We start from the raw sequence: 13104 nt of genomic DNA on the forward strand, positions 1-13104 counted from the left end.
GGGCCGACAGGCCCACGCAGGGGACCGACCGGCCCATGCGTAGGTGGTCGAGCCCGGTTCAGCCTGGCGGTGCAACCTCCTTAACGTATGCAAGGGAAGAGGGGAGCGTCGTGAAGACACTCGCCTTCCAGGGCCCGGACAGACGCAGTCGGCGCGATCGTCCGTGCCGACGCCGTCACCGTCCGCGGCCTCGACGAGAGCATCGCCGAAGGCGACGTGCCCGAGGTGAATTCGGTCAGGATCCTCGGCACGGGACGTATCGGCCCGGCACCCATCGTGACCGCCGGTCTCCACAGCTCCGGCACACATTGCCACGGTTCCGGCCACCCAGCCCTGACACCGAGAGGACGTGAAGACAATGAGGAGAACCCAGCACGGGCCTGGCGCCACAGAGGCGCCGGCCGGACGTACTGACCTCGGGCGGCGGATCGCCATGCACCGTGAGGAACTCGGCCTCACCCGGGACGAACTGGGTGAGCGCTGCGGCGCTGACGGCGCGTACATCACCTACCTGGAGGAACACGCGGCAGCGCCGGCGATCGGCTCCCTTCTGCGACTCGCCGACGCGCTCGGGACGACCGCCACGGAACTCTCCGGCGCGACGACGGAGTACCCGCCAGGCAGAGGCACGGCCGTGCGGGATGCCAAGCTGGTCGAGTTGTCCGACGGCGAGTGCCGACGACTGCTGTCCACGCACGGCGTGGGCAGGGTCGCTGTCTTCACCCCGGAGGGTCCGGCAATATTCCCGGTCAACTACGTGGTGGCGGGCCGCGACATCGCATTCCGGACCTCGGGTGACGCGGTGCTCGCGCGGGCCGCCGGCACCGAGGTGGCCTTCGAGGTCGACCACATCGACGACGCCACGCGCCTGGGCTGGAGCGTTATGGTCGTAGGCGAGGCGGGAGGCGTCACTGACGCGGAGGAGCTCGGTCGGCTTGACGCCGTCGCGTACTCCCTGCCCTGGGCCGGCGGTCCGCGGACCCATTGGATGAAGGTCACTGCGATCCGGATCACCGGACGCAGGGTGATCAGGCCGTGAGCCCGTTTCGAGCCGTCGTCCTGGACACCGATGGGGTCCTCCTAGACTCTGCTGCGCTGCACGCCGTGGCGTGGAAGTCCGCTTTCGACGGCCGCCTCGACGCCTGGGCGACGGCCGGCACCGGCCCTCCGGGGCAGCTTCCCTTCGACGCCGAGCGGGAGTATCGGGAGCCGGTGGACGGGAGACCCCGTCTCGATGGAGCTCTCGCCCTTCTGGCTGCGCGTGGCGTAGAGCTGCCGCGAGGTAACGCTACGGATCCGCCGGGGTGCGGCACAGTATGGGCGGTCGCCGCCCGAAAGGAACACGCGTTCACGGAAGCGCTCAAGGACGGAGCCGTCGAGACGTTCGACGAGGTCAGGCCCGCACTCGGAGCGCTGCGCGCCCAGGGGATGCGATGCGCCGCCGTCTCCGCATCCAGACATGCCCGCCCTCTGCTCGAGTCGGCCCGAATCGCCCCCCTCTTCGACGTGCTCGTAGACGGGTCGGATGCCGACCAGGTGAACCTGGCGGGCAAGCCGGACCCCGCCCTGTTCCTCGAAGCGGTACGCCGGCTGCGCGTGGACCCCGTCGACGCGGCCATGGTCGAAGACTCCCCGGCCGGGGTGGAGGCAGGCCGACGCGAGCACTTCGGCCTGGTGATCGGCCTCGACCGGACCGGCGGCACGTCTGCCGCAGCGAACCTCCGTGCTCGCGGCGCGCATGTCGTGCTCCCTGACCTCACCGCCGTCGTGGACACCGTTGCCGGAGCGCAGCCGTGAACACCGCGTGGACCTGGACTTTCGACCGCTACGACCCGAAGACGGAGCAGGTGGTCGAAGCTCTCTGCACACTCGGCAACGGCCGGTTCGCTACGCGCGGAGCCGCACCCGAATCACCTGCCGACGCGGTTCACTATCCCGGCACCTACGCGGCGGGCTGCTACAACTGGCTCCGTTCACAGGTTGCGGGCAGGCAGGTCGGCAACGAGGACATGGTCAACCTCCCCGACTGGACCCGGGTGCGCTACCGCTGCCTGCCGGAGGACGGTCCGGCGGGGGAGTGGCTCACTCCCGACGATCCGAGCCTGCGCCACCATCACGTCGTGCTGGACCTGCACGCGGGGACCCTCACCCGCCGCATGCTCTTCCAGGACGGCCACGGCCGCCGGCTCGGCGTCACCCACACCCGGCTGGTTCACATGGCGGATCCCCATTTCGCGGCCCAGCAGAGCACCTTTCGCGCGTCCGGATGGCGCGGAACCATCGAGATCCAGTCCGTTCTCGACGGTGACGTCACCAATGCCGGGGTCGCGCGGTACCGGGCCCTTGACGGACATCACCTCACCAGCCACCGTGCGGGTGTCGGAGCGGACGGCATCGCCCGGCTCTCCTGCGAGACCACATCGTCCCGCATCCGTATCGGTATCGCGGTACGCACGTCCTCCCGGCCCCTGACAGCAGTGAGCCTGAGCTGCACAGAGGTGGCGACGGCGCAGACCTTCCGGTTGCCGATCTCCCGTGGTCACCCTGTCGTCGTTCTCAAGTCGGCAGCTCTCTACAGCTCGTTGGACCGGCCGGCGGGAGATCCGCTCGCGTCTGCGGTCGAACACGTCACGCACGCACCAGGCTTCGCGACCGCGCTCGCCGGCCACACGGCAGCCTGGGCAAACCTCTGGAGCCGAGGCGAAGTCAAGGTGCCCGGTGAGGCCGGCCGGATCCTGCGCCTCCACGCCTTCCACGTCCTGCAGACCCTCTCCCCGCACACGGCGGAGCTCGACGCCGGAGTACCCGCCAGGGGCCTGCACGGAGAGGCATACCGGGGCCACGTCTTCTGGGACGAGCTGTTCGTCATGCCCTACCTCACCCTGCACTTTCCCGAGGTCGCACGCGCCGTGCTCATGTACCGTCACCGGCGCCTCCCCGCAGCCCTCGCCGCAGCACAGGGAGCTGGCAGCCCGGGCGCGATGTTCCCTTGGCAGAGTGCCAGTTCAGGGCGAGAGGAGACGCAGACACTACACCTCAACCCACGCTCCGGACGCTGGCTGCCGGACCACTCCCACCTCCAGCGCCATGTCGGTTCCGCCATAGCCTGGAACGCCTGGCGATACGCGCAGAGCACCGGTGACGCAGGGTTCCGGTACGGCCCCGGCGCCGAACTGCTCCTGAGCATCGCCCGATACTGGGGCGCGGTCGCCGAGTACGACGCGGACCGGCAGCGCTACCGGATCCGCGGGATCATGGGCCCGGACGAGTACCACGACGCCTACCCCGGGGCGGCCACACCCGGGGTCGACGACAATGCCTACACGAACGTGACCGCCGCATGGGTGCTGGCCCGTGGACTCGACCTGGCGGCAGCGCTGCCGCGGACGCGCATGAGCCAGTTCGAGCAGCAACTCGGCCTCGATGCGGAGGTGCTGAACCGCTGGGAGGACGTCTCCCGCCGCCTCTACGTCCCGTGGCACGGCAATGTCATCAGCCAGTTCGAAGGCTACGGAGATCTGGCCGAGCTGGACTGGGACGCCTACCGAAGGCGGTACACGGACATCCGCCGCCTCGACCGGATCCTGGAATCCGAAGGCGACACGGTCAACGGCTACCAGGCATCGAAGCAGGCCGACACCCTCATGCTCGGCTACCTCTTCCGCCCCGACGAGCTGCACGACATCTTCGCCCGGCTCGGCTACGAGCTCGACGACGACCTCTGGCACGCAACCGTCTCGTACTACTCGCAGCGCACGAGTCACGGATCGACGCTCAGCAGCCTCGTCCACGGCTGGGTCCTGGCCCGCCACAAGGGCCCCGACGCCTGGCGGTACTGCGAAGAAGCCCTGCTCGGTGACGTGGTGGACATCCAGGGCGGCACGACCGGTGAAGGCATCCACCTCGGAGCCATGGCCGGCACTCTCGACCTCATCGAACGGGGCATCGTGGGGCTCGAGGTCGGCCCCGACGGACTGCGCATCGACCCCGTCCCACTCCGGGAGGTGCCACGGTGTTCCTTCACCGTCGACTGCCTGGGGCACCGTGGCATTCGCATCCGGCTCGTCCCCGGCAGGCTGGGTATCACTGTTCCCTTCTCCCCCACGGCCCCTCCCCTTCCGCTGTACCTGCCCGGTGGACGGGCCGCGACCGTGGCCCCCGGTCGGCAGCGGTGGTTCCGCATGGAAGTCGGCTGACCAGCGGATCCCGTTCAGCGGCTCCTGTCTCCGGGGACGGCCGATGTCGCTTCGCGGCGGTCCCTCACCTCCGAGGTCAGGGCCTCCAACCGTGGGGAACCTATGGGCACAGGGCTCTCGGGGCCGTGGATGAGGCGTGCTGCCTCCGGCAGATCCACGAGGTCAGCCTCGAAGCGGGCTCTGGCCGAGGCGAGGGTGTCGGGAAGGCCGGTCCGGCGGCCGTCCCGCATCACCGTACGGAGCAGGGGCACCTTACCGTCAGGCGGTTGTTCGCCGGACAGACCGATCACATCCGCGCAGCCGGGGCCGCGGAACACCTGCTTGGGAGCCGGGGCGGTGACCTTCGCGGAGGACAGCTTCATCACCGGGCGTCCGTCGTACTGGACCAACTTGTACGCCGCGTCCAAGTAGGGAGCATCGGCGGCGACGCCCACCCGGGTTCCGACCGCGAAGACGTCGATCGGTGCCCGAGTGCGCACGAGTTCGGCGACGGAGTGTTCGTCCAGACCGCCGCTGGCGATGATGCGTACGTCGGTCAGCCCTGCCGCGTCGAGCAGCTGGCGTGAACGTTTGGCGAGCTCACCCAGATCGCCGCTGTCGAGCCGGATCGCGCAGCCCGGCCCTCGCCGGAGCTCGGCGAGAACACGGCCGGCGATTGCGACGCCGCGTGCGGTGTCATAGGTGTTGACGAGGAACGTCAGCGGGCCCGGATGGGTGCGGGCGAAGGCCCGGAAGACGTCCTCCTCGCTAGGGAAGCACTCGATGTAGGAGTGAGCCATGGTTCCGGCGGCGGGGATGCCGTATCGGGTGGCGGCGGCAACATTGCTGGTCGCGGTGAAACCGACCATGGCGGAGAGCCGGGCGGCCTGCAGCCCGGCCTGGGGGCCGTGGTCGCGGCGCAGAGAGAAGTCCACCAGGGGCCGGCCCTCCGCGGCGATCACGCAACGGGCCGCCTTCGAGGCGACGGCGGTCTGGTGGCAGATCTGGCTGAGCAGATACGTCTCGACGAGCTGGGGGAGCGGGGAGGTGACCTCCAGCAGGGGCTCCCCGGCGAAAACGAGGTGGCCCTCCGGAATCGCGTGGACTTCCCCGTCAAAGCGCAGGCCGAGTAGGCCGGACACTTCCTCGGGCGGTCTGTGGAGCGCGACGGCGAAGTCGCGGACGTCATCCGCGCTCACCCGGAAGTGGGACAGGTAGTCCAGGGACGGCTCCAGCCCGGCGGAGACGAGGAATCCCCGGCCGGGCGGCAGATCCCGGACGAACAGGCTGAAGGTGGCCGACGCGAGCATGCCCTCTCGCAGGTAGGAGATCGCCATCGTCACCTCGTAGAGGTCGGTGGTCGTCGTCTCGGACATACCCCCAGCCTGCACGCTCTGCGCCTGTCGGGCATGAGCCCTTCGGTTCCCTGCTCGGCCTGCCATGGGCCGGTCGGCCCCTCCCCGGTAAGGCCCGGTCGGCCCCTTGCCGCTGCACCTCTCGGCACTGGGGTGCAGCCACCTCCCGGTGTGATCGTGGAATCCGGATGCCGATACGGGCTCCGTTTCCCCAGGAGGTGGGCATCATGCAGCGCATCCGGATCCAGTCCCGCCAGAAGCAGCCCCACAAGCTCGAGCCGCTGGACCTGCGAACCCCGTCCGGCCGCCCGCTCCCCTATTGAGCCCGGAGGTCGTCATGGCAAGCACGCGGCGCGTCATACCGTTCGCGGAACTCGGCCGGCAGGAAGTCGGCAGTGTCGGGGGTAAGAACGCCTCACTGGGTGAGATGACCGCCCACCTGGCCGATGCCGGCGTGCGCGTCCCTCCGGGGTTCGCAACGACGGCCGCCGCGTACGGAGAGCTGCTGGACGGACACGGACTCCGGGGGCGGATCGAGGAACAGATCGCGCGCCTGCACGAGGGCGCCGCGCTCGATGAGGTCGGGGCCGCGATACGGTCGATGACCCTCGCCGAGCCGCTGCCCCCAGGGCTGCGGGCCGAGATCGTCTCGGCGTACGAGCAGCTGGGGCGCGACGAAGGCCGCGCGGACCCCGAGGTCGCCGTACGCAGCAGCGCCACCGCCGAGGACCTGCCGGAGGCGAGCTTCGCAGGCCAGCAGGAGACCTACCTGAACGTGCGCGGGACCGCCCAATTGCTGGAGTCGGTGCATCGCTGCTATGCGTCCCTCTACACCGATCGAGCCATCGACTACCGGGAGCGGATGGGCTTCGACCACCTCCAGGTCGCTCTCTCGGTCGGTGTTCAAATCATGGTCCGGTCGGACCTGGCCGGTGCCGGGGTGATCTTCACCCTCGACCCGGAGAGCGGATTTCCCGAGGTCATCGTCATCAGCGCGGCGTGCGGACTGGGCGAGACGGTCGTCAGCGGGCAGGTCGACCCCGACGAGTACACCGTCTTCAAGCCGAGCCTGAAGGACCCGGATCTGGACCCGCTGATCGACGTACGTGTCGGAGCGAAGCGGCGGAAGGCGGTCTATGCGGAACATGGACTGACGCGGACCGTTGATACCACCGACGAGGAGCGCTTGCAGAGGGTCCTGAACGACACCGAAGTGAGGCTCCTCGCCGACTGGGCGCTGACCGTCGAAGGGCACTACGGCTGCCCCATGGACCTGGAATGGGCCAAAGACGGCCTCACCGGCGACCTGTGGATCGTGCAGGCCCGGCCCGAGACCGTTCAGTCCCGCCGCGCCGCCTCCACCCTGCGCCGCTGCCGCCTGACGGCCGTGCCAGGTACGCCTCTCGTGGACGGCATCGCTGTCGGCGAGGCCATCGGCAGCGGGCCCGTCGTCGTCCTGGACTCGCCCGTCGACCTCGACCGCTTCCCGTCCGGCGGGGTGCTCGTCACCGGTATCACCGACCCGGACTGGGAACCGATCATGAAGCGCGCCTCCGCCATCGTCACCGACCACGGCGGCCGCACGTCCCACGCTGCGATCGTCAGCCGCGAACTCGGCGTCCCCGCCGTCGTCGGTACCGGCCGTGCGACTCAGGCCCTGTACGACGGACAGAAGGTGACCGTCTCCTGTGCCGAAGGCGGACGCGGCAAGGTCTACGACGGGGTGCTCGCCTATGAGGAGACCGAGACCGACCTCGCGGACATCCCCGCCACCCGGACGCACGTCATGCTCAATCTCGCCGACCCGGCCGCCGCCTTCCGGTGGTGGCGCCTGCCGGCCGATGGCGTCGGCCTGGCCCGGCTGGAGTTCATAGTGGCGCACCAGGTCAAGGTCCACCCGATGGCCCTGCTGCACCCCGAGCGCCTGGATCCCGCCGACCGCTGCGCCGTCGACCAGCTCACCGAGGGATACCTCGACCGCACCCGCTACTTCACCGATCGCCTGGCGTACGGCATCGCCCGGATCGCCGCCTCCCGGTGGCCCGCCCCCGTCGTCGTACGGACCAGCGACTTCAAGACCAACGAGTACGCGCGCCTTGTCGGCGGTCGGCCGTTCGAGCCGGTCGAGGCCAACCCGATGATCGGCTGGCGGGGCGCGAGCCGCTACTACAGCGACGGATACCGGGAGGGCTTCGCCCTCGAGTGCCGGGCCCTGCGCAGGGTCCGCGACGAGATGGGCCTGACCAACGTCGTCGTCATGATCCCCTTCTGTCGCAGCCTCGAAGAGGCCGACCGGGTGCTGGGTGTCATGGCTGAGGAAGGCCTCCGCCGTGGGGAGAACGGGCTGAAGGTCTACGTCATGGCGGAGATCCCCGCCAACGTCATCCTGGCCCAGGACTTCGCCGAACGCTTCGACGGTTTCTCCATCGGCAGCAACGACCTCACCCAGCTCACCCTGGGTGTCGACCGCGACTCCGAAGCCCTCGCCCACGTCTTCGACGAGACCAACCCGGCGGTCACCCGGAGCATCGAGATCCTCGTCCCTCGTGCTCAGGCAGCGGGCCGCCCCGTCGGTCTCTGTGGCCAGCGCCCGAGCGACGACCCCGCCTTCACGGAGTTCCTGGTCAAGGCCGGGATCGACTCCATCTCCGTCGCCCCGGACAGCTTCGCCGCGGTCAAGCACCACGTGGCCGCCGCCGAATCGGTCCGGTACGGGGAGGGCCGAACGGCCCCATCAGGGACCCGATGGTCCCAAGCGGAGCAGCCGTCCGTCTCGTGAAAGTGGAGGAAGGCAACGCATGAAGGCGCTGATCGGGCGCCGGAACGGAGCACACCATGTCAGGAACGCACCTGGAGCGCAGGCGCAGCCCGTTCCCCGATTTCAGGGACTGGTTCGGCACCGAATTCCCACGGTTCCCGCTGTGGCGGTCGTCGTTCGACACCTTCCCGATCCCGATCGAGGTGACCAACAAGGAGGGGCAGTACACGCTGCGCGCCGAACTTCCCGGGATGGAACCCGACAAGGACATCCAGATCACGGTTGAGGGGGACACCCTCACCGTCAGCGCCGAGCACACCGAGAGCAAGGAGGAGAAGGATCACTCGGAGTTCCGCTACGGCTCCTTCCAGAGAGTGGTGCGCCTGCCCGGGCCGATCCCCTCCGACGAAGTCGAGGCAGCGTACGAGGACGGCATCCTCACCGTGCGCGTGCCCATGCCGGCCTCGCCCGAGGAGTCCAGGCGCAGCATCCCCGTCAAGCGCACCACGGCGGGCGGCAAGGGAGACTCGTCATGACGTCCAAGCGCGTCCTGGTCGCCTACGGCACCAAGCACGGTGCGACCGCCGGAATCGCGTCCGAGATCGGCAGGACCCTGCGTGAGGACGGCCTCGACGCCGTCGTGGTCCCCGCCGACGACGTGGACGACGTACGCGGGTACGACGCAGTGGTGCTCGGCGGCGCCCTGTACGCCGGGCACTGGAGCGGCAAGGCCAAGCGCTGCGCCGAACGCAACGAGCACTACCTTCAGCACCGCCCGGTCTACCTGTTCAGCAGCGGCCCCGTGGACAGTTCCGCCGAGCAGCACGACATCGCGCCGGTGCCGGCGGTGGCCCGGGAGATGGAGCGCCTCGGCGCACGCGAGCACATCACCTTCGGCGGCAGTATCACCGCCAGTACGCCCGGCTTCATCGCCCGGGCCATGGTCCGCGCGGGCAAGGGAGGAGACTTCCGCAATCCCGAGCGGATCCGGACGTGGGCCCACCACATCAGCGCCGAACTCGCCGCTCCCCACTGAGCGGCCGGGCCGTACCAGAGCGCGGAGGTGCACGATGTCCGAGCCCGGCACGCCCGGAGACGGGCCCACCCGATCGCGCCCGGCGACGGCCGACCGCGTGCGTCGGCTGTTCGGCGGACGTCCGAACGAGCTGCGTCGTCCGGCCGACCGGACCCGGCGCCGCTGGAACATCGCCTTCGTGCTCTCCTTCCTGATCGCCCTGTCCTGCGGCGTCGTCGTCACGACGGCCGTCTGGGACGCCGAAAGCCGCACTGCCCGGGAAGCGGCCCGCCACCGGCACCGGATCGAGGCGACGACGGTCGGTGCCGTGGGGCGCGCGGTCTCCAACCGTTCCGGCGGCACCTCCCGGACGGTTGCTCCGGCCGTCTGGGAGTACCCGGCCGCTCACCGGCACTCCGACACGATCTCCGTCCCGTTCGGCACTCCGGCAGGCCGGACGGTCACGATCTGGGTCGATGACGCGGGCAGGGAGGCGCAGGCGCCGTCGGCCGAAGCCCGACGCGTCCTCACGGCCGCAGTCGCGGGAGTCGGATCCTTCAGCCTGCTCGCCCTCGCCACAGGGGCAGTGGTCCGCCTTCGTCTGCTTCTCGTCGAGACCCGCAGCCTGGCCCAGTGGGAGCACGAGTGGGAGGCCGTGGAGCCGCGCTGGTCCGGCAGGCTGCGGCGCGAAAAGGGACCTGGCGATGACTGAGGCAGCCACCCGGCCCCCCCTTCCGGCCAACGGGCTGCCCCTGAGCCCTGACCCCCTCGAACCGTTGCCGCTCCTGAGGCGCGAGCTCGGCACCGGGCCGAGTGGACTCTCCGCGCGCGAGGCGGCCCGCCGCCTCGCCGTCTACGGCCCCAACGAGGTCCGCCGCAAGGCCCGTACCTCGGTGGGCCGGGAACTCGTCCGCCAGCTCGTCCACCCGCTGGCCATGCTGCTCTGGGCGGCTGCCGCACTGGCCTTCGTGGCGGACATAGCGGTCCTCGGCTGGGCCATCGTCGCCGTGGTCATCGTCAACGCCGCCTTCGCGCTCCTGCAGGAGCGCCAGGCGGAGCAGGCAGTGGAGACCCTGGCCCGGTATCTGCCCGAGCACGCATGGGTGATCCGCGACGGCCAACCGTCGGCCGTCGAGTCGCGCGAGCTCGTGCCGGGCGACCTCATCGTCCTCGAAGAGGGCGCCAAGGTCCCCGCCGATGGACGCCTCACAGACGGCGGTATCGAGGTCGACCTGTCGATGCTGACAGGGGAGTCCGCCCCCGCCGAACGCGTCGCCGGCCCCGGTCTCGCAGGGGCTCCGCTGCTCCAGGAGCCGAACCTCGTCTTCAGCGGTACTGCCTGCACCGAGGGCCAGGCCCAGGCGATCGTGTTCGCCACGGGCGACCACACCGAACTCGGACGGATCGCGGCACTCAGCCAGCGCACCCAGCGCGACCCCAGCCCCTTGGAGCGGCAGGTCAAGAAGGTCGCCTGGCTGATCGCCGCCGTCGCGGTGGCCATGGGCGCGGTGTTCCTCGTGGCAGGCGTGGCCGTGGGACTCCCGCTGACCGACTCGCTGATCTTCGCCATCGGCCTGCTGGTCGCCAACGTGCCCGAGGGCCTGCTGCCGATCATCACCCTCGCCCTGGCCGTCGGGGTACGGGCCCTCGCCCGTCAGGGGGCTGTGGTCAAGCGGCTGAGCGCCGTGGAAACTCTCGGGTCCACCAACGTGATCTGCACCGACAAGACCGGCACCCTCACCCGGAACCGCATGCGGCTCCAGACTGTGTGGACACCTGAACACGGTACGAGCAAAGGCCCCTGGGCAGGCGAACTCGCCCGTGCAGGGGCCCTGTGCACCACGGTCACGCGGGATGCCCAGGGCCACCTGCACGGGGACCCGACCGAGATCGCCCTGGTCGAAGGAGCCGGCGCCCACGGCGCCCCCATCGACCTCGACAGGAGGGACGCCGACCGCCAGGTCCTCTTCCGTTTCGATCCCCGCTTGCGCCTGATGTCCGTCGTGCAGCAGGCGGAACCGGACGGCGCCCGCGTCATCGTCAAAGGCGCGCCGGAGTCGGTGGTGGGCGCCCTTGACGGCGGGGAGTCCACCGCCGCGCTCGCCGCCGCGGACCGGCTCGCCCACGACGGCATGCGTGTCCTGGCCGTCGCCGTGCGCGACCTGCCGAAGGGGGCCGCGACGCCGGCGCGGCGCCACGACGCGGAGAGCGGTCTGCGCCTTCTGGGGCTCGTCGGCCTGTACGACCCTCCGCGGCCCGAGGTCGCGGAGGCAGTCCGCCGCTGTCACGACGCGGGCGTCCGGGTCCACATCGTCACCGGCGACAACGGCGCCACCGCGGCCGCCGTCGCGCGGGAGGTCGGCATCGGAGTACCGCGCCTCACGGTGGTGGCCCAGTCCGAGACGGTGGGTGACCAGGAGCTCGACCAACTCCTGGCACAAGGCGATGCCGAGGTCGTTTTCGCCCGCTCCTCTCCGGAGACCAAGCTGCACGTGGCCGACACGCTGCGCGCACACGGGCAGATCGTGGCCATGACCGGCGACGGTGTCAACGACGCCCCGGCACTTCACCGTGCGCACATCGGGGTCGCGATGGGCCGGTCCGGCACCGACGTGGCACGCGAAGCGTCCACGATGGTGCTGACCGACGACAACTTCGCCACCATCGTCGCCGCCATCGAATCCGGGCGCCGCGTATACGACAACGTCCGCAAGTTCATCGTCTACATCTTCGCCCACGCCACCCCCGAGGTCGTGCCCTTCCTGGTGTTCGCACTCTCGGCCGGCACCATCCCCCTGCCGCTGACCGTCCTGCAGATCCTCGCCATCGACCTCGGCACCGAGACCCTCCCCGCCCTCGCCCTCGGCCGGGAACGGGCCGAGCCGGGCGTCATGAGCCGTCCGCCGCGACCGAGCTCGCAGGGGGTCATCTCCCGCGACATGCTCATCCGGAGCTGGGGATGGCTCGGCACGGTGTCCGCCGCCCTGGTCATGACCGCGTTCTTCTACGTGCTCTGGCGGGCGGGATGGCACCCCGGCGACCCCACCGGCCCCGGCACACCCCTCCACCACGCGTACGTCACCGCGACCACCGCCACGTTCGCCGGCATCGTCACCTGCCAGGTCGGCACGGCCATGGCCGCACGCACCGACCACGCCGCTCTGCGCGAGATCGGCCTGTTCACCAACCACCTGCTCCTCGCAGGCATCGCCTTCGAGCTGGTCTTCACCGCGGCGCTCGTCTACGCGCCGCCGCTGCAAGACCTGTTCGGCACCGCAGCCCTCTCCCTCGATGTCGTCGCGCTCATCGCCACCTTCCCGGTCCTCGTGTGGGGCACCGACGAACTCCGGCGCTGGGCCCGACGCACTCGCCGAAGCACGAACGCCTGAACCCGTCCGGAGGCTCCCATGTCACACACGGCCGAATGGAAGGTCCGCCTCTACCTCTTCGAGGAGGACCACACGACGAAGGCACGCCTGGAACTCGACACGGGCACGAACAGGCTCACGGGCCACGGCACCGCCCGTTGCGCACCCCAGGACGACGACGTCCCGGAGATCGGCGAAGAACTCGCGGTCGCTCGTGCCATGGAGGATCTCGCCCTCCAGATGAAGCGAGCCGCCTACGGCGACATGCAGGCTGCCGGAGCTCCGTCCCTGCAGGAGTCCCTCAAGCCGTACAGCGGGTGGCTGGACACCACAGCGTGACCACGGAGGAGGCCCGACCGGGACCTTTGGCCCCCATGAAGGTCCTGAGCGGCCCTCTTCCCAGAGGGGCATGCGGTGTCACTGTGAGGTCAGA

General features: G+C 70.1%; 10 protein-coding genes. 9 read left to right on the forward strand and 1 reads right to left on the reverse strand.

The annotated features are described in order from the left end of the window. The first annotated feature begins 358 nt into the window (after positions 1-358). Genes ACWG52_RS36070 through ACWG52_RS36080 form a run of 3 tightly spaced genes read left to right on the forward strand, consistent with a single transcriptional unit; the run spans position 359 to position 4196 of the window. Positions 359-1039, forward strand: a complete 681-nt coding sequence (locus tag ACWG52_RS36070) for a helix-turn-helix domain-containing protein (protein WP_389806736.1) — start codon at positions 359-361, stop codon at positions 1037-1039. Continuing rightward, a complete protein-coding gene (locus tag ACWG52_RS36075) occupies positions 1036-1797 on the forward strand; it encodes an HAD family hydrolase (protein ID WP_389806904.1) in 762 nt (253 codons plus the stop codon). Before ACWG52_RS36070 ends, ACWG52_RS36075 begins: the two co-directional genes overlap by 4 nt. Next, positions 1794-4196: a glycoside hydrolase family 65 protein gene (locus ACWG52_RS36080; RefSeq protein WP_389806735.1), complete on the forward strand. Its 2403-nt coding sequence runs from the start codon at positions 1794-1796 to the stop codon at positions 4194-4196. Before ACWG52_RS36075 ends, ACWG52_RS36080 begins: the two co-directional genes overlap by 4 nt. 14 nt (positions 4197-4210) lie before the next feature. Here the strand turns inward: ACWG52_RS36080 and ACWG52_RS36085 are convergent, their stop codons facing one another. Beyond that, a complete protein-coding gene (locus ACWG52_RS36085; protein ID WP_453127075.1) occupies positions 4211-5551 on the reverse strand; it encodes a nicotinate phosphoribosyltransferase in 1341 nt (446 codons plus the stop codon). A gap of 316 nt (positions 5552-5867) precedes the next feature. Here ACWG52_RS36085 and ppsA point away from each other — a divergent pair, with 316 nt between their 5' ends. The 6 genes from ppsA to ACWG52_RS36115 are packed head-to-tail and all read left to right on the forward strand — an operon-like array spanning position 5868 to position 13010. After that, positions 5868-8309 carry a phosphoenolpyruvate synthase gene (gene ppsA / locus ACWG52_RS36090; RefSeq protein WP_389806733.1) on the forward strand — a complete coding sequence of 814 codons (2442 nt, stop codon included), beginning with the start codon at positions 5868-5870 and terminating at the stop codon, positions 8307-8309. A 56-nt stretch (positions 8310-8365) separates the two neighbouring features. After that, a complete protein-coding gene (locus tag ACWG52_RS36095; protein ID WP_389806732.1) occupies positions 8366-8824 on the forward strand; it encodes an Hsp20/alpha crystallin family protein in 459 nt (152 codons plus the stop codon). Beyond that, positions 8821-9324 carry a flavodoxin domain-containing protein gene (locus ACWG52_RS36100; RefSeq protein ID WP_326747003.1) on the forward strand — a complete coding sequence of 168 codons (504 nt, stop codon included), beginning with the start codon at positions 8821-8823 and terminating at the stop codon, positions 9322-9324. The genes ACWG52_RS36095 and ACWG52_RS36100 overlap by 4 nt, the downstream gene beginning before the upstream one ends. 34 nt (positions 9325-9358) lie before the next feature. Continuing rightward, positions 9359-10015, forward strand: coding sequence for an Rv1733c family protein (locus ACWG52_RS36105; RefSeq protein WP_390137372.1), 657 nt, complete (start codon positions 9359-9361; stop codon positions 10013-10015). After that, entirely contained in the window at positions 10008-12692 is a 2685-nt protein-coding gene (locus ACWG52_RS36110) for a cation-translocating P-type ATPase (RefSeq protein ID WP_390137373.1), read from the forward strand. The genes ACWG52_RS36105 and ACWG52_RS36110 overlap by 8 nt, the downstream gene beginning before the upstream one ends. 18 nt (positions 12693-12710) lie before the next feature. After that, on the forward strand, positions 12711-13010 hold the full coding sequence (locus ACWG52_RS36115; RefSeq protein WP_389806729.1) for a DUF1876 domain-containing protein: 300 nt from the start codon (positions 12711-12713) through the stop codon (positions 13008-13010). Positions 13011-13104 lie beyond the last annotated feature (94 nt).

The organism is Streptomyces sp. CLCI03, from assembly GCF_053615355.1.

Excerpts from the sequence above, each read along its gene's own strand:
- ACWG52_RS36070 (WP_389806736.1), top strand. The coding sequence starts at position 359 with ATGAGGAGAACCCAGCACGGGCCTGGCGCCACAGAGGCGCCGGCCGGA.
- ACWG52_RS36085 (WP_453127075.1), bottom strand. The coding sequence starts at position 5,551 with ATGTCCGAGACGACGACCACCGACCTCTACGAGGTGACGATGGCGATC.
- ppsA (WP_389806733.1), top strand. The coding sequence starts at position 5,868 with ATGGCAAGCACGCGGCGCGTCATACCGTTCGCGGAACTCGGCCGGCAG.
- ACWG52_RS36095 (WP_389806732.1), top strand. The coding sequence starts at position 8,366 with ATGTCAGGAACGCACCTGGAGCGCAGGCGCAGCCCGTTCCCCGATTTC.
- ACWG52_RS36100 (WP_326747003.1), top strand. The coding sequence starts at position 8,821 with ATGACGTCCAAGCGCGTCCTGGTCGCCTACGGCACCAAGCACGGTGCG.
- ACWG52_RS36105 (WP_390137372.1), top strand. The coding sequence starts at position 9,359 with ATGTCCGAGCCCGGCACGCCCGGAGACGGGCCCACCCGATCGCGCCCG.
- ACWG52_RS36110 (WP_390137373.1), top strand. The coding sequence starts at position 10,008 with ATGACTGAGGCAGCCACCCGGCCCCCCCTTCCGGCCAACGGGCTGCCC.
- ACWG52_RS36115 (WP_389806729.1), top strand. The coding sequence starts at position 12,711 with ATGTCACACACGGCCGAATGGAAGGTCCGCCTCTACCTCTTCGAGGAG.